Origin of the sequence: Iningainema tapete BLCC-T55 (genome assembly GCF_014698965.1) — a bacterium.
Taxonomy (GTDB): domain Bacteria; phylum Cyanobacteriota; class Cyanobacteriia; order Cyanobacteriales; family Nostocaceae; genus Iningainema; species Iningainema tapete.
The window spans coordinates 321,424-339,364 of record NZ_JACXAE010000098.1; the positions used below are offsets into that span (position 1 = coordinate 321,424).

Sequence of the window (17,941 nt, forward strand, 5' to 3'; positions counted from 1 at the left end):
CTGTAAGATTACCTGTGAGTGGGGTCAGGGTAATTTTAGGAACTGACGCTGGTGGCGCTGATGCATCGCTGATATCGACAGTGAGATTTACCCCAAGCAGGGCGTTGAGAATCGGGTTAGTACTTGTAATTGTCGCGCTAATCGTACCAGTATGATCGCCTTCTATCAAACCATCATTAACGGCGAGGACGGGAATACTTTGGATACTAGTAGCTATGCTCCCAGCAGAAATAATAACGTTCAAAGGCTGACCCGCACCGTTACCTAAGTCTAGCTGAGCGTCAGGAGTCAGAGTAATAGTTGCATCAGCTAGGGTGGGAATAGGAATGTTCAGGATGGGGTCAATACCCAGATCAATACCCAAATCTAAGGTTTGTGGGATACCACCTTCTACTAGACTGATCGTTGATGGAGTAATTTTGATGATCAGCACTGAAGTGTAAGCTTCCCTCACAGCTTCTGTCCAAGCCAAGGAAGTCTCAATCTTGCCGATAGTCACTTCCAGTTCCCAGTCTCCTCCTTTAACAGCACTGCCCGTAGGATTGGCAGACGCTGCAATATTTGCCCCTGTCAATTGGTGGAATTTTGACAAGAAGGCTTTCCCAACTTCTCCAGCTGCAACATTACAACCATAGAGGAGTACAGAGCCAGAGGAGAGGAAGCTTGACCAAGTTTTTAGGTCATCTGCATAGCGGTCTAAATTTTCTAAGCTGAGGTAAGTGTTACCTACAGCTAAACAACCAGGTGAACCATGGGAAACAATATGCAGCGTTGAAGCAGGATGTTGACCTAGCACCTCTGTAATTTGCTCAACACCGTCCCGGTTGATGTCCAGGATGAAAACATTTGCTCCTTCGTGAACATTTGCCGCCAGCATTGCATAATCTTCAACTTTGGGGTCAATGACTACCAACATTGAATCTGTATTTCGTGGCTGGTTCAAAAGATGGCTATTCTGAGTTAGCAAATTTTCTAAAGTGCTGACGCTAGGGCGAGATTGAATGCTGTTGTTCATACAATTAGTTCACTTCTTAAAATGGTAAAAGGTCTGCTTTAACGCTCAATTACTGTGAATAATGTCACTTCAAAGACACAAGAAAAGCCCCACAAATGAATTTGCGGGCGAGTATGGAGAATGGAGCGCGATATCGACGATCCCATGCACTTGTCCCTGCTAAAAGTGCATGGTTCGGTCAACTGTTGAAATGATCTTAATAGCCTGATATCTATTTGGTAAATGCTTTCTTAAAGCTTAGGCTTCTTATGTGTTAGTGTTAACCGAGAATATACGTAAAAAAATCTAAACTAGATCATAATTCTTGTGGGGCAAGCATCATGCCTACCATAAAAATACAAGGGACGGGCAAGATGCTCCGCAGTCACACACCACTTCTCACAAAATCGGGAACCAGAGCACGAGAGTGGCTCCTCAATGGGAACCAAAACACGGGGGCTGCTGTCTATCCCACAAGAAATGTTGTTTCATGCCGCAAATATGCAACCCCCCCCAAAGTATTGATACTGAAATATGCAACGCCTTTATCTTTCTCTTTCTAACCAACACCCCTGCTAAAAGCCATTGCTCTTCGCACAGCAGCATCAGCATTAACAAACCCATGTCCATAAAATTGATCGTAACTCGGAGTACCCAAATCGAAAGCTGTTTGCAACAAAATTGATTTGATGTCATTTGCAGTTAGACTGGGATTGACACTCCATACCAATGAAGCAACCCCTGTGACGTTTGGTGCTGCGGCAGAAGTGCCATTAAAATATCTCTCGTAGTCAAAATTATAAGGAGTGTTGGTAGATGCGTGAGTGGCACTGGTGGTAATGTACTCAGATGGAGCCATTAAAGTTAAACCATCTCCATAGCTAGAAGCCCACCAATTACTGTAACGAATGCGCTCTCCGGGATTTTGTGGATTACCATACCAGTCTTTGGTTCCCCAAGATGCTCCTACCGCAATTACATTACCGTATTTCTTTGCTAAATCAGCAGGACTGGTAAGACTATTTTGATCTTGATTACCAGCGGCAATGACAAACAACGCTTTATCTTGGTTGTTTGCAACTAACTGCTCAAATTCTGGTGTGTTACCACCTGATAAACTCAGGTTAATAACTGTACGTTGACCTTGAGTGATTGCTTGATTAATAATTGCTTGTGTAGCATTAAATAAATTGTAGACTCCCACTTCATCGCCAACTACATCTACCAGCATCAAACTAGAATTAGAGTTGATGCCAGCTGTTCCTATCCCATTGTTACTTTGTGCGGCGATCGCCCCTGCAACTAAAGTACCATGAGAAAAGTTCGGCGACTCATCTAAATAATTGCTACCCAAAAATGTAGTAGCTCGTAAATCTGGGTGAATATTACCACTGCTATTAGTTCCCAACCCTGTATCTTCTATCCCTATTAGTACTCTATTGCTACCTTGAGTAAAACGCCATGCATTGTGAACCCCCATTGCGTGTAGGTTCCATTGATTACTAAATAGAGGATCGTTAGGTGTTACAGATAAATTAATTGTTGTGTCAGCAAATTTAATAGTTTCAATACCTTCAAACAAAATCTTGTTACCATTACTTAATGTCATGGCATCAAACAAGCGGTTTCCATTCCCTGGGTTATAAACTTCACCACCTGATGACGAATATAAACGGTTAAAGCTGACTGTATTAGAAACAAAAGGCGACAGATCCAGTATGTCTCGCCCTCCATTACCATAGTCTACATTCCCATTACCAGAAACAACTGTCAAGCTATAACCTGGTTGGTAAGTAAATGTATTTGCCCTTAAGTTTCCTGCTTCAACACGAACACCATCTGAGGTTAGGGGTGTGATAGTAGTAGTATTTGGAGTTGATAGTGTTGGAGTAGAAGTAGAAAGTGATGGTGCGTTAATAGCTGCATTAGGAGTGATTAAATTTACGTCGTCAAAATCGTATATACCTGCACCCATTGAGTCGAATGATTCAGCACTAGGATTGTCAAATGTGGCTAACTGGACTATTTCATCTTGCGCGATCGCACTATTACTACTTGCAATCAAATACTGACTTGCTTCCGTATTTTTACTTAAATCATCAAAGCTATAGTTAAAACTGCCTTGAGTTGATAAGGTATCAAATAGGTTATGAATGCCAATATCTGTATCAGTAAATACTCTAAAACTATTAGTCGTAAATAAATCAGCAACCTTATCTGGGGAATACTGCGAGAAATTCACTGACATATTCTATAATTTACACATTTTATATAAGAGCTATCTAAGTATATAATTTACTTTTTTTTCAGTAATGTCAGCAGTAAGTGTAAAATTTTACTAAAAGCACATGAAATATTTACTACTTCTTCATAGAATAGCGGAAAATGAACTACCGCAACTCCTGATCGCAACACTTTAAACTTTGAGGGTAGGGTATTGTGCAAATTAGGTTAAAATGCCCGTTAGTCAAGTCTTTTAATTCAAAGCGCCAAACTACTCGTAACAAGTGAAGAATGTTTTCTTTAATTGATTCATATAATCCCTGGTTAGTTGGAGTTGTCTTAAATACAGTTTTGTTGAGTGCTACATGGATAGCGATTAAAAAGCTACTTACGACTGCGGGAATTTTTCACGCTTGGTTGCTAGGTGTACTAATTTGGGGAACATTAGGCAGTTCGGGATACGTAGTGGTAATGTTCTATTTTTTAGTTGGTTCTGGAGTTACACGCATTGGTAAAGCGCAAAAGGAAGCTGAAGGGATAGCAGAAAAGCGATCTGGCGCAAGAGGTCCAGAAAATGTCTGGGGTTCAGCTCTTACTGGTACACTATGTGCTATCGGCATAGCAATCATGAATTCCGAACTCCTCCCCCACCCTCCCACTCCCCTACTTCCCCACTCCCTTCTCTTAGGCTACGTCGCGTCTTTCAGTACTAAGCTTTCTGACACTTGTGCAAGCGAAGTAGGCAAAGCCTATGGAAAACGCACTTTTTTAATTACCACTCTACAGCCAGTAGCACGGGGAACAGAAGGAGCGGTAAGTTTGGAAGGAACCCTTGCTGGTGTGGTAGGCTCTGTTGCTCAAGCACTCGTTGGTTGGGGAGTTGGTTTAATTGATTTATTTGGTGTACTTTGGTGTGTGTTAGCGGCTTTAATTGCTACAAATGTAGAAAGTGTGATTGGTGCAACATTACAATCTCGCTATGGTTGGCTAACTAACGAATTGGTGAATTTTGTGAATACAATGATTGGAGCGATCGCCGCAATGTGCTTAGCTTGGTTATGGGCAAGTACAATTGCTTAATTATTTACTTTCCTTCACATCCAACTTTTGTCAGTTATAATGCGATTTGTCCTCTCAACAATTGGATTTTGTTCTAATTTTTTGTCTTCATGGAAACATTACCATTTTTGACAGTCGATGACCAACCACTTTCTTGGCAGCGTGCTGTAAAATATTTACAAACATCGGGAAAATTGGGACAGTTTGTGGGCGAAATTCTCCGTCAGTATACCATTGAACAAGAAATACAAACAAGAGAGGATATTGACATTAGCCCTGCCTTAACTGAACAAGCAATTATTGATTTTCGGCTCAAAAATCAACTCACAGATCCACAGCAGTTTCAAGAATGGCTCAAGAATAATGGTACAGATTATGCTACCTTTCACAATTCTGTCAATTTAAATTTCAAGATAGAAAAATTAAAGGAAGTAATTACACAACCAAAATTACCAGAATATTTTATTGAACGTAAAATTTATCTAGATAGAGTAGTAGTCTCACGGATTATTGTGAACAATCGGGAACTAGCTGAAGAACTACACGCACAAATTGAAGAAGGCGCAAGTTTTGAGCAACTAGCTAGAGAATATTCACTAGCACAAGATAAAATTGTTAATGGTATGATGGGACCAATCAGTAGAGGAACCATGCCAGATAAACTAAGGGCAGCTATTGATGTGGCAAATCCAGGAGATTTAGTCGGACCGATAGAAATTGAAGAAAGTTATGGATTGTTTCGTTTGGAACAATTTCTGTCAGCGTCCTTAGAAGATACTCAACTAAAGCAAGCACTAGAAAATGAGTTGTTTGAGAAATGGCTAGCCGAGAAAATTCAAAAGCTGACAGTGAAATTGCAAGTGAATTAGATCATGAATCTCTACAAACAAGGGTGCTAGCAACTCTACCTTGGAACCAACCGCCACTTTGCTGGTTAACTCCCGAACAACAAAGTCGATTGCGTCTTGGGTTAGAAACTCAACGTTTTCGTCTCGGAGATAAAATTTGGTCAAAACAAGCAGTTGGATATCAATACTGGATTTTTTCTGGTAAAGTTCGTTTGCGAGAAGAAGGTGTCGGTAAAACATTAACAACCCTACAAGCAGGAGATTGGTTTGGTGATTTAAAAAAGTCTCCAGTAGAGTGTAAAGCTGTCGCTGCTACTAAAGAAGTGGTAGTACTACGTTGGAATGCAGCAGTATGGGCAGAACTTTCCACGCCACAAATTGAAGAATTTTGGCTTGGAGGGGAAGAACAGAGGGAGAAAGGGAGAGAGGGAATAGGGGAGAAAGGGAGAGAGGAAATACTCACAAACTCACAAACTCACAAACTCCCCCAATCCCCCACTCACAAACTCCCCCAATTCCCCACTCCCCAACACCCTTTTGTCTCCAGTTGGAATACGGCTGCGGCATGTTTAACAATGGTGGCACAACAGTTAGACAATCCCGTGCGACTAGAATGGGTACAACGTCAACTCAGGGGACAAAGTCCGAAAAATGTTGTGGAAGCAGCAGAAAAGTTAGGATTTGTGCTGCGACAGTTGCAAGTTAGTTGGAGTGAGTTGCGACAGTTGTCCTTTCCCGCTTTAATGTTATGGGGAGAGGTAAATTCAAAATCCACATTCCCAGGCAGGAGCCTAGAAACGAGCCAAGCGGAAGCCTCACAGAGAGCCACTTGGGTGGTAGCCTATGGAATTAAAGGCGATTACTTAATTATTGCTAACCCCTTAAACCCAGATAACACTTGTGAAAGTTTGCCCCAGTCAGTAGTGGAAGAATACTGGAATGGGCAATTGTGGCAAGTTGAATTAATCAACAAGCAAGAAAAATTCAACCTCAGTTGGTTTACACCCGCAGTTTGGCAGTACCGGAAATTACTAATAGAAGTATTAATAGCGTCTTTCGTTTTGCAGCTTTTGGGGTTAACAACACCCCTAATTACGCAAGTCGTCATTGATAAAGTAATGGTGCAGGAGAGTTTGCCTACTCTTGATGTGATGGCGATCGCACTTCTACTAGTATCAGTCTTCGAGGCAGTACTCGGCATCCTGCGGCTATTTATCTTTACCCACACAGCCCGCCGTCTAGATTTAAGTTTATCAGCACAGCTATTTCGCCACCTGATGCGCTTGCCTTTAGCTTATTTCGAGTCAAGGCGAGTAGGAGACACAGTAGCACGAGTCCAAGAACTAGAGCAAATCCGGCAATTCCTCACAGGTACAGCATTAACTGTAGTTTTAGATAGTGTTTTTGCTGTAGTTTACCTGGTATTGATGTTTTATTACAACATCCCACTTACCCTAGTTGCCTTAGCTGTACTACCATTATTTGCTGCTTTGACCCTAATCGCAACACCGATTCTCCGCAACTGGCTCAACGAAACTTTTAACCGTAGTGCTGATAGTCAATCATTTCTAGTTGAAACAATAACGGGAATTCATTCAGTCAAAGCGCATACAGCCGAACCCGTAGCACGCCATAGATGGGAAGGTTTATTTGCCCGCTTCATCCGCACAGGTTTTAAAGCATCTACCACAAGTAATATCAGTAGCAACATTGGTGACTTCCTCACTAACTTTTCCAGCTTGCTCATTCTCTGGTTTGGCGCTAAATTAGTCATAGATCAGAAACTAACCGTCGGTCAACTAGTTGCCTTTCAAATGCTTTCCGGCAGAGTCACAGGACCACTGTTACGTTTAGTACAATTATGGCAAAATTTACAACAAGTTCTACTTTCAGTAGATCGGATTGGCGATATTCTTAATGTTGCTCCAGAAGCAGAACCAGGAACTGGTTTAGTTTTACCATCTCTTCAAGGTCAAGTCACCTTTGAGCAAGTTTTCTTCAGCTATCGAAAAGAAACTGAACCAGTTTTGCGGGGAATCTCCTTTACCGTACAACCAGGACAGTTTGTTGGTATCGTTGGACGTAGCGGTTCTGGTAAAAGTACTCTTTCCAAACTTTTGCAACGTCTTTATCAAATAGAATCAGGACGCATACTTATTGATGGCTTTGATATCAAAAGCGCTGATTTAGCTTCCTTAAGACAACAAATTGGTGTAGTTCTTCAAGAAGACTTCTTATTTAATGGTTCAATTTTAGAAAATATCACTCTCGGTAATCCGGAAATTACCGCAGAGCAAGTAGTAGAAGCTGCAAGATGTGCAGTAGCTGACGATTTTATTAGTCAATTACCTCACGGTTACGAAACGAATGTCGGAGAAAGGGGTACAGCTTTATCTGGGGGACAAAGACAGCGGATTGCCTTAGCACGGTTGTTTCTCTCCCAATCACCAATTTTAATTTTAGATGAAGCTACTAGTGCTTTGGATAGTGAAACAGAACAGCAAGTGCTGCAAAACCTGCAAAAAGTTTCTGCTAACCGCACTGTATTCCTCATCGCTCACCGTTTTGCTCCCCTGAAGCGTGCTGATTTAATCATTGTGCTAGAAAAGGGGGTAATTGCCGAACGCGGTACTCACTCGGAACTATTGCAACAAAAAGGTTTGTACTGGTCATTGTATCAAAGACAGCAGTTGAATGTTTAATACCTCAAACGCGCTGCCTTAGAACCCCGGTTTCTTAAAGAAACCGGGGTTCTGGTTATCAACACGGGTTACGATAATCATAGAAAAATCCCTTTGTGAGCAAAATGTCCGAGCGTAGTTACGCCATTTTAGGAACTGGTGCATTAGGTGGCTTTTATGGAGCCAAACTGCAAAAAGCTGGTTTAGATGTCCATTTTTTGTTGAACAGTGATTATGAATATGTCAGTAAATCTGGTTTGGTTATTGAGTCAAAAGATGGTGATTTCACTCTGACTCAAGTCAATGCTTACAATGACGTAGAAAAAATGCCACAATGCGATGTGGTGGTGATAGCATTAAAGACGACACAAAACCATTTATTGCCGCATATGTTACTGCCTGTCGTCAGAGATGATGGGGTTGTGTTGGTGTTGCAAAATGGACTGGCGGTGGAAGAAGAAGTTGCCTTTGTTGGCAATGTTAGCATTATTGGTGGGTTGTGTTTTCTCTGTTCCAATAAAGTTGGCGCAGGATATATCCGCCACCTCGACTATGGACAAATTACGCTCGGGGAATATGCGAATGGCTACGATCCTACTGGGATTACACAGAAGATGCGGCAAATTGCCGATGACTTGAAGAGTGCTGGAATCTCAATGGAATTAGCTGAAGACTTATTACTAGCTCGATGGAAAAAATTGGTGTGGAATATTCCTTATAATGGATTGTCTGTAGTTCTCAACGCTAGAACAGATGAATTAATGTTCGATGTCCACACCCGTCAATTAGTTGAACAGTTGATGTATGAAGTTGCAGCAGGAGCCAAAAGTTGTGAACGCATCATTACTGATAGCTTCATTCAAACGATGCTGGAATACACTGTAAAGATGAAGCCTTATCGTACCAGCATGAAAATTGACTACGACGAAAGGCGGCAAATGGAAGTAGAAGCAATTTTTGGGAACCCATTACGGAAAGCGCTTGCAGTAGGTGTGGATTTACCGCGAATTAGCTGTATATACCAGCAGCTAAAGTTTTTGGATGAGATGACAAGAGTGGGAAATCGAGAAAACAAAGTAAAATAAAAATTAAAACTCAATTTCTTTGCTCTTCGGTGCAGAAGCGGTGAACCAAACATTATTCCATCTTGCCTTTCCTGTTACTGACATTGCCCAGGCTAAAGCATATTATGTAGATGGTTTGGGCTGTATCCCCGGTCGTGAAAACAAACACGCTTTAATTCTCAATCTTTACGGTCATCAACTAGTCGCTCATACTACTAAAGAACCGTTGACACCTCAACGCAGTATCTATCCCAGACACTTTGGGTTAGTCTTTACCAAAGAAGAAGACTGGGAAAAATTACTGCTGAGGGCGCAACAGCGACAACTCCTGTTTAGAGAAGAAGGCAAGCAACGCTTTGTCGGTTCTCCCTTAGAACATTACACCTTTTTTTTAGAAGATCCTTTTTATAACTTAATGGAGTTTAAGTATTACCGTTACCCAGAGGCGATATTTGGAAGTTCTGAGTATGAGCAAATTGGCGATGTCTGACGACAAGCCGCTCCGCGTCTACGCTAACAGGAGTTGACAGTGCTTCTGCCACTGCCGCCAGACTTCTAATATCCGTCAGCATCCCCGCGTGTGTTAAAACTGGTACTATCACCTGTCGTCCCACACGCATTTGTGAACTGTTTGCGGGGACAATCATCAAATCGTAGGGTGTCCAAATCGAGGTGAAATTCACCTGCTTGAGCATATCAACATCTTGATTCAAATCCTGCAAAAAACTGTTGTTGGGACGCATCTGGATGCAACCCTGCCCCAAGCTACAGTAAGCTACCCAAGTACCGTGATGGGGTGAGGAGATAGTGATAAACCGCTCCACCCTATCTATTCCACCTAGTCGTTGAACATAATAACGACTGACAATACCGCCCATACTGAACCCGACTAAATTTATGGGTTGTTCTGGGGGAAAGGTGGCGTTAATATACTTGGCAACTTGCTGTGCCAACTTGTCAAGACCCATATTACCATTATTTGGCACTAGGTCTAGGTCGTACACGTTCCAACCTCTCTGTGTGAGATAGGGAACCATTCTATGAAATACCTTACCCGTGTCATAGATGCCGTGTACTAATACCACGGGATTACGCTGTTGAGCTACATCGTTCATTTGTAAAATTAGTACCAATCCAATGTACAAAATTTAGCTGAGAATTACGGCTATCAAACAAAAAGATATGCCACTGTCTATTTTGGTTTATACGATAGAGACGTTCCGGCGAAATTTCCCGGTGTAGAGACGTTCCGCCGGAACGTCTCTACAGACATCCCGGCAAAACCGTCTGCCCTCTTTCATTGCATACGTACTTCTTAATTGTAACCTTTAAGTTTTGTAAAATACGCTTTCAAAATCTTGCTCTTGGTAACAGGAAAATTTCATAATTAATTCTGGCTAGATGCGGTGCAAAAGTGCCAGTGACATTTAGGTTGGGGTATTTGCTCTGTAAGGCTATCACTTAAATTAGGTGCTACAGTCAAATAAGTAAGCCACGCATAAGTTGATAAAATGTAACAATAATTCCGTAATTTTTTAACAATTGCGGTTCAGATACAAAATATAAAGGGCAGGAGCAGTTGCAATGATCGGTTTTTTCAAAAAATTAATTACTGGGGTTCTCAATTTCTTTATCGGGCTTATTGGTGGAAAAAAAAGTGGCTACTACATGGAACTAGATGAAGCCGCTGAGGAAGCATCAAAAGCCTTAGATAAAGCAACATCGAAAGCTAAGGAAGTAGCACAAGAAACAGCAGCAAGCGCGAAAAAAGCTGTTGACACGGCTACCTCTAAAGCACAAGAAGTAGTAGGAACAGCAACCTCTAATACTCAACAAGCAGCAGATACTGCTACATCTAAAGCTAAAGAAGTAGCAGGAACAGCAAGCTCCAATACTAAGAAAGCGACCCAAACTGCTAAATCCAACACTAAAAAAGCAGCTCAAAAAGTTACAGCCGAAGCTCCAGCGTCAACCAATGGCAAAAAAGATCCTAATTCTAAAACCCAACCAAAAGCAGACGAGTTGGTACTAGTACAATCTGGTACTGGCGTTAGGGCTGAACCATCTAAAGAGGATAAAACTTCAGCACAAGTACTCCAACAGCCGCAAACGGAAACCACATTCGCGCCCAAGTACCTCATACCTACCAATACTAATGGTCGTCGTCGTCCTGGTGCGAATATGAATCCTTACCTAGATATGGCGCGTCAGGTAAAAACTCCTAAATAATTTAGGATAGCAGTTCTCGTTTGAGCGTAGGGGCGAACAACCGTTCGCCCCTATATTTTTGTACCATTACTCAACAAATGTGAGTTCCCAGATTGAGCCTGGTTCTCCCCACTCAAGAACATAGAGCTTGTGATTGAAAATTACACTATCAATGGGACGATTGAAGGAACGCACGATTTGAGTCGCGTTGACTTGGTAGGTATCTCCAACTTTATTCAGCTTCAAGTGCAATAAGTCTTGTCCTCCATCAGAGAACTTTTTATTTCCATCAGCAGCACCATAGCTGAGGATAAAGGCATCTCCTTTGAAATCATTGGGAAGTACGCCTTCGGTATCGAAAGTTAAACCGAGAGGAGAACGATGTGGTGTAAATGTATACAAAGGTTGGTTGGAGTCGCTAGCATCCTGCAATGAACCATCCTGAGCAACAAATTGATCCGCATCGGGACCAAGATTAGCAATTGGTTCGGTAAAGGTTGTTGATGGAGGTGGGAAGTTTGGGTCGTTATAATAGAACCCGTTTTGAACTGCGTAAAAATCGGGCTGTAGGCGAGGATCTTGCGCTGGATCGTAATCGGGGAATTGTTGGGGATTGTCAAGAGAACCTAATTTCCAAGGGAAGCCATAGTGCTGTCCTTCACGCAGCCAGTTCAATTCTTCGGTATAATCGGCATCAGGACCGTTGTCCCCAGCAATTAAGTCTCCGTTGGGGGCAAATGTTGGGTCGAAAGAGTTGCGCACTCCATCTGCAAATAGATACCCGTTAGCTTTTAACTCTGCTTCATCATTGGGAAGTACTAGGTCTGTCACATTAGTGGGTATCCGGAAGATTGCTGAGGTCAATGGCACTTCCCGCACATCTGGGAATACTCCCTGACTGGATTGTACCTCACCGTGGTCAGTTCGAGAACCGCTGTTGACATAAACGTAATTTCCATCTGGGCTAACAGCGATACCGTTGAAGACGTGGTCGAAAGCAGTATTGCTTCTAGGTATGGGTACTGTAGAGAATAATGTAGACCAAGTTCTGACTCCAGATGCGTCAAGTACCCCTTTACGGACTATGGGCACAAAAGTATTATCAGTGTAGAGATTGCTTACTACATAGAGTGTTCCATCTGGTGCAAACGCCATTCCAGAAGTTTCTTGTGCGCCACCAATATCTTGGAAAGTATAAACTAGTGTCTTTGTTGAGCCTTCTGTTGGCTGTATATCTAAGCGGTAGATATTTGCCTGTGCATCTAAATAATACAACTGACTTGACAACGGATCTTTAGCGATTCTAACAGCATATCCTCCGGTATCGATAACTCTCCGTAGTTGGATGTCGTTGCGCAGCGCTATGGGAGTGAAAGATTGTTGCGCTGTACTCTTGGAGTGTATAACGATCACTAGGGCAAGCGTTACAAAGAAAGTAACAAAGCGATAGATGCTTTTCATGATAGTCTGAAGAAAACTACAAGTAAAGTTTTCTGCTCATATTTAAGTACAATTATTAGCTTGATTTCAAGATGATATTAAATTTTCGACATAATTTAATAACCAGCGCGGGAGTTCCCGCGCTGAACATGCCATTACTTAAGTCAATCATCTTTATAAATCATTTGCCATTAAGCTGATATTGAAAATTCACAATCTGATTTGCGTCAACATCCGATTTTCCCGAATCAATCTTTATATTTTCCAAGAATTTAAACCCAGAAGGTTTGCTTTTGATGGAAAGATTGTTATTTAATGAATTGGGCGCAGAAATAGAAGTAGTAGGAGAAAAATCTTTACTAATACTCCGATCCTCCGTCATCCGCAGAGACTCACCTGTGAGAGTAACAGAATCGGGATGTGGTTGTGAATCTGCCGAGGGAAGTGCATAAGCAATTGTGAGCATTTCGGTAAATATTGCTACTGCTCCAACCCCTGTGAGCATTGCTCGAATCATCAGCTTTGCTGTGGGTTTTGAATCGAATAGCGGTATGTCAGTGTCAGGTTTCATGGTGTAAACTCCTGAATAACCTAACCTTAGTCTATTTCTGATGGTGTTTAAAATGCAATGCTTTGCTTAGCCCCAACCACGTAATCGTTGCCGTTGGGTATCACAGATAATACCCCACCTTTGATGGTATTGGGGGTAACTGCTTGTAGTTGCTGTAAGGGGACGGTTATGGATGCAATCTTAGCAGGAATTGTAGTCTTGCCGTACCGCTCCTGCATACTTCCATTAGTCTTGGTTACAGTTAATTTGTAGAGTACTTCTTGAGCGATCGCCATGCTGCCGATGCGAGTAAAGACAAAACCTGGTTTGGCCGGTTCTGGTGATTTATGCACACTCACCTCTGTTAAGGAGGGTAATAAACCCAATCTCACTTTAAGACGCACTGGGTCTATTTGAGTAACAATGACGTTCTGGTTTCTTTTTTGCAGCGTTTCCTCGGCGCGAGAGAAACTGGAAAAGTAAAACCTGCCGTTGTTGTCCCAAGTATCGTACCCAGTATTGGCGTTAAAGTTAGCTAGTTGAGGATCAAGCTCAGCAAGGCTGCATAACTTGCGGGTAGATTTGGTAATGAGATCGAATTCATAGATCAAATTGGGGTTTTTCGGATCTGGGGGAATCGGTCCCAAGCTACTAGTGACAAAGTAGGCTTTCTTACCGTCTGCGCTGACATTCAAGGAGAAAATTTCCGCAGGAACAGTTTTTGCCTGCCCTACATAAAACCAGGAAGGGCCATTGTCGTCGAAGCGGTAAATACGAGCGCGATCGTCACTGAAGAAACATTGTTGACGATGTGGTAAGCATTGTCCCAGTTCTATTGCTCGTGGTTCCTGTAATTTCCAGTTCTTCATTTCCCCGAATCCACTCTTTGGGTCGTAATAGTAAATATGACCGTAGATGGATTGATCGTAACCACCCCAAGAAAGGTTTCCCGTACTGAAATATAGCCGACTTCGAGAATCTACCCACATTAACCGACCGGTATAAGGATACTTCTGGTCGTAAGCGGCTGGTCTTCCCAAATTCTCAGTTCGACCCTTTGCCACATCATATTTGTAGATATCAGCAGTAGGAACTGCCGCTCCGTAAAGTACATTAAGCTTAGGATCTGAAGCTATAGTGACGATCGAAACGTGTTTGGCTCCGACTCCATCTGGTTCAGAAACGCTCAGATCACTAAATTTATCCTGAATTGGATCGTAAGCGTACCAATGAAAGCCCCGGCTAGAAAGATACTCGTCATTGAGATCTGAGCGATCCATAGTAGCAACGTAGACTTTGCCTTGATACCAATGGGGACGGGTATGGAACTTTTGCGCTGTTTCTCCTGATTTCCAGTTGGAAGCAGCAAGGGATGCAGAACGTGCATCGCCTACATACCTAAGCGTATTTTTTCCCGGCTCTAAGCGATATAGAGCGGAGTTAGTAAAATGATCCATACCGCCTATGTAGATGTCGCCATTGGGAGCGGAACCAGTAGCGTGCCAACTTTGGGTAGGTTTGAGTCCGTTGGCGGTGTCAGGTAATTGCCAATGCCTTGAACCTGTAAGCTTACCTGCCCAACTTTTGACACCTTGGTTCGTCCAACCATAAGAAACTGTTACCCATAATAAGCTTAGTCCTAGCAGTAACCAAAAGTAGGTCAGTTTTTTTACTTTAATCATTCCTTCTTTAGATAGATGTATTATTTTTTAGACACACCACATTTAGTTTGGTTTTGCCATGAAGTGGGGGAATTAGCAGTAAGTATGATCTCTCCTTGGTTATTTCTCACCCAGCCAGTAGCTTCTACAATTGTTTCTGGTTTCATGGCAGTGATTTTGCGGCGATGAGATGGACCAGAGCCATCTTCGTCTGTGGAATTGAGACTCACCCACTCTACTTGCACAGCTTCAGGAGTAAGCATTTCCATTGGATTGGGGGCTAAGCCACCACGTCCTGTGAACACAAAGGAACTAGCTCTTTGTCTACTACCAGGATTACAGGTATTGTTAATTAGTTGAGAAGCATCAACTAGATTGATTGGCAGTTCCACTAATCCTCTGTTGAAATCAACATTAAGTGTATTAATATTTATGACGCCATTTAGGGAAGGGTTTGTTTGCGAAAAGGCAGAAATGTCATTGGTGGGTAAAACAGCAGGGTTAAGTTCTTTTGGTTCTTCGGTTTTTCGCTCCCTGATCAAGTCTTCTCGATTACGCACTGTCATACCAAAAATACCAGTAGCATTGATGGTAATTTTCCCTCCGTTACCGTTAAAGGCATTGGCGGTAATATCGCTATTTTCACCTGAGATGCCGACAAGAAAGCCTTTTGGGGCATTGATGATGATATTGCCACCATTACCATTTTCTAGAGATCGAGCAGATATTTGACCGTTGCGCCTGAGAAGCAACAATTTTGGCGTTTCTACAGTGATGTTGCCGCCTTGAGAGGATGTTGTACTAGCAAATATCCCACTGTTAGGACCTACAGAACTAACTGTAAATTTTTGGTTTTTAAATTTGTCAAAGTTAGGGTTCATACCACCAATGACGAGAAGATCGCTAACTTTGAGGTTGATATTACCTGCATCACCAAGTCCTTGTGCTGTAGTCAGAAGTTGTCCGCCTTCTTTTAGCTCAAAAATATCAGCATTAATGTTGATATTACCGCCTTTAAACGCATTTTCACTGTTGGCAATTAAATTCGCCCCATCAAATATTAGTAAATTGCGAGCATTAATACTAATCTCACCCGCTTGACCCCGAGCATCAGCTAAACTACTCGTTGTCAAAGTAGTATTTACATCGTATGTGCGATCGCCTGGTTTGCCATTCCATTGGTCATAACCGGATATTTCAACTTGATCGTTTGCTGTGATGCGAATGTTACCTGAGTTAACGCCTTTAGCTTCTGCACTGGCTTCCACCAAAGACCCACCAGTTATAGCAACAGACTTTCCGTTAATTGTAATGTTACCACCATCTCGTGCTAGCTCGTTCATGCCAACATTATTGACAATCCAACTACGCTCAATAGACACCAACCCATTAGATGTGATTGTGATGTTGCCCGAATTACCTCGAGTGGTTCCGGTAGTCAGTTGGCTGTTGTCAGTTATGAACACAGAGTTATTAGCAAATACTGTGATGTCTCCGCCATCAGATCTTGCAGCGTTAACAAAAGCATTTTTCAATAAGATCGAGTCATTAGCTGTAACTGTGATGTACCCACCGTATGGTTGTATATTACTGAAGGTGGAAATTACCTGATCGCTAACATTTTTATCCTGCCCTGTTAAAGTAATCGAACCAGTAGTAGCAACAACTGTTACATTACCTGATGCTCCTAAACCATCACCACCAGCATCTAGTGCGGGATCGCTAGCTTGATTATCTATTGTTATTTCTCCTGCCGTAATACTAATGTCGCCTGCTTTGCCCAGAGATCCTTCTTGAGCGCGTGTCGTCAACCTACTATTTTCAAATCTTGATGAGCGATCGCTTGGTGAACCATTCAATTGGTCATTGCCTGAGATTTCAACTTTACCTGAAGCGTTGATGTAAATATTACCAGAGTTACCGCCTTGAGATTCTGCACTAGCCTCCACCAGCGCACCGCCAGTAGTTATTGACACTGACTGCCCCGTGATGGTAATATTACCAGCATTACCTGCTAGCTCATCTCCGCCAACATTGTTGACAAGCCAGCTACGGTCAATCGATACTGGACTATTGGATGTGATTGTGATGTTACCTGAATTGCCTTGAGTTGTTCCGGCTGTGAGTTGACTATTATCAATGATAGATACAGCGTTATTTCCAAATACTGATATGTCTCCACCATCTCCTCTAGCAACGTTAATAAAAGTATTTTTCAACAATATCGAGTCATTGGATCGTAGTGTTACATATCCACCATATCGTCCCTGTACGTTACTGAAGGTGGAAATTACTTGAGCGTCTATATTTGCCGGATCTTGTCCAATTAAATTCATTGAACCTGTAGTAAAAAGTGATATATTTCCAGCACGTCCCCATCCCAAGTTGCCCGTATTTATTGCTGCCGGAATAAACGAATCTGTTGGCGCACTAGCTCGATTATCTATAGTAATCTCACCTGCGGTGATATTTATGTTACCAGCATCACCTATGGCGTCTTTCTCTATCAAATTGGTAACTCGGCTGGGGTAATTGATTGTTACCTTTCCAGTAGCGTTGAGGTTTATATCTCCACGAGGTGAGCTATCTGCCGTTAACCCTTGACTAATACCAGCAGCTATACTACTTTTTTCGGATATTTCTAAATTACGAGTAGTAATTACTACACTACCTTGACCACGATCTCTCACATCAATAGCTGCATTTGTGAGGCGTACATCTTCTCGTGGCAAACTTTCAGGAACATTCAAGCTCAAAATATTATTAGTAAAATTTAGATCTACTGTTCCTGCACTGACTGCTGCTAAATCGACTCGATCGCCTGGAGCTTGTATACTACTATCAAAGGTAATCGCGCCACCCACTAACGCCAAAGTTTTACCTGGCTGCACCTGTAAACCATTATTTACTTGCGATTGATTTTCAATGCTTCTCGTATTCGTCCCCCCAAATTGCAAACCAGTGGGAACACTAATAGTCAACAACGGCGTTGGTTGAGAAGCGATCGCACTAAACTGATTACCATCAGCAAATTTGAGACTACTCGCCGTAGTTGCGAGAAATGAGCCACCAATGGAAAGCGCGGCATTTTTACCAAATATAATCCCATTAGGATTAATCAAAAACAGATTAGCGGAGCCGTTAGCACTAGACATCTCCAAAATAGTAATGTTATGTGGTATAAAGATATTAAAACAACTTTTTTACATGGAA

At 42.2% G+C, this 17,941-nt stretch carries 13 protein-coding genes; 6 read left to right on the forward strand and 7 right to left on the reverse strand.

Annotated elements, in window-relative coordinates; genetic code table 11:
• The coding region (locus ICL16_RS33495) for a DUF4347 domain-containing protein (RefSeq protein ID WP_190835882.1) at window positions 1-1,015 on the reverse strand (1,015 nt) is incomplete at its 3' end.
• Between the two features lie 538 nt (window positions 1,016-1,553).
• On the reverse strand, window positions 1,554-3,236 hold the full coding sequence (locus ICL16_RS33500; protein WP_337907178.1) for a S8 family serine peptidase: 1,683 nt from the start codon (window positions 3,234-3,236) through the stop codon (window positions 1,554-1,556).
• A 272-nt stretch (window positions 3,237-3,508) separates the two neighbouring features.
• Here ICL16_RS33500 and ICL16_RS33505 point away from each other — a divergent pair, with 272 nt between their 5' ends.
• From ICL16_RS33505 to ICL16_RS33525, 5 genes are all read left to right on the forward strand, one after another.
• Window positions 3,509-4,297 carry a TIGR00297 family protein gene (locus ICL16_RS33505; RefSeq protein ID WP_190835884.1) on the forward strand — a complete coding sequence of 263 codons (789 nt, stop codon included), beginning with the start codon at window positions 3,509-3,511 and terminating at the stop codon, window positions 4,295-4,297.
• 89 nt (window positions 4,298-4,386) lie between these two features.
• Window positions 4,387-5,145 (forward strand): peptidylprolyl isomerase, encoded by a 759-nt coding sequence (locus tag ICL16_RS33510; protein ID WP_190835885.1) that lies wholly within the window; start codon window positions 4,387-4,389, stop codon window positions 5,143-5,145.
• Window positions 5,094-7,826 carry a peptidase domain-containing ABC transporter gene (locus tag ICL16_RS33515; RefSeq protein ID WP_190835886.1) on the forward strand — a complete coding sequence of 911 codons (2,733 nt, stop codon included), beginning with the start codon at window positions 5,094-5,096 and terminating at the stop codon, window positions 7,824-7,826. The genes ICL16_RS33510 and ICL16_RS33515 overlap by 52 nt, the downstream gene beginning before the upstream one ends.
• Window positions 7,827-7,930: 104 nt before the next feature.
• On the forward strand, window positions 7,931-8,890 hold the full coding sequence (locus ICL16_RS33520) for a putative 2-dehydropantoate 2-reductase (protein ID WP_190835887.1): 960 nt from the start codon (window positions 7,931-7,933) through the stop codon (window positions 8,888-8,890).
• 40 nt (window positions 8,891-8,930) lie between these two features.
• Entirely contained in the window at window positions 8,931-9,359 is a 429-nt protein-coding gene (locus tag ICL16_RS33525; protein ID WP_190835888.1) for a VOC family protein, read from the forward strand.
• Here the strand turns inward: ICL16_RS33525 and ICL16_RS33530 are convergent.
• Window positions 9,292-9,984, reverse strand: a complete 693-nt coding sequence (locus ICL16_RS33530; RefSeq protein ID WP_190835889.1) for an esterase/lipase family protein — start codon at window positions 9,982-9,984, stop codon at window positions 9,292-9,294. The genes ICL16_RS33525 and ICL16_RS33530 overlap by 68 nt on opposite strands.
• 469 nt (window positions 9,985-10,453) lie before the next feature.
• Here ICL16_RS33530 and ICL16_RS33535 point away from each other — a divergent pair, with 469 nt between their 5' ends.
• A complete protein-coding gene (locus tag ICL16_RS33535; RefSeq protein WP_190835890.1) occupies window positions 10,454-11,098 on the forward strand; it encodes a hypothetical protein in 645 nt (214 codons plus the stop codon).
• 66 nt (window positions 11,099-11,164) lie between these two features.
• Here the strand turns inward: ICL16_RS33535 and ICL16_RS33540 are convergent, their stop codons facing one another.
• The 4 genes from ICL16_RS33540 to ICL16_RS33555 form a co-directional block, all read right to left on the reverse strand.
• Entirely contained in the window at window positions 11,165-12,538 is a 1,374-nt protein-coding gene (locus ICL16_RS33540; RefSeq protein ID WP_190835891.1) for a PQQ-dependent sugar dehydrogenase, read from the reverse strand.
• A 160-nt stretch (window positions 12,539-12,698) separates the two neighbouring features.
• The gene (locus tag ICL16_RS33545; RefSeq protein WP_190835892.1) at window positions 12,699-13,088 is read right to left on the reverse strand and encodes a hypothetical protein; all 390 of its coding nucleotides are present in this window, start codon (window positions 13,086-13,088) and stop codon (window positions 12,699-12,701) included.
• Window positions 13,089-13,135: 47 nt separating this feature from the next.
• A complete protein-coding gene (locus tag ICL16_RS33550; RefSeq protein WP_190835893.1) occupies window positions 13,136-14,749 on the reverse strand; it encodes a Kelch repeat-containing protein in 1,614 nt (537 codons plus the stop codon).
• A 20-nt stretch (window positions 14,750-14,769) separates the two neighbouring features.
• Window positions 14,770-17,883, reverse strand: coding sequence for a two-partner secretion domain-containing protein (locus tag ICL16_RS33555; protein WP_190835894.1), 3,114 nt, complete (start codon window positions 17,881-17,883; stop codon window positions 14,770-14,772).
• Window positions 17,884-17,941: the final 58 nt, after the last annotated feature.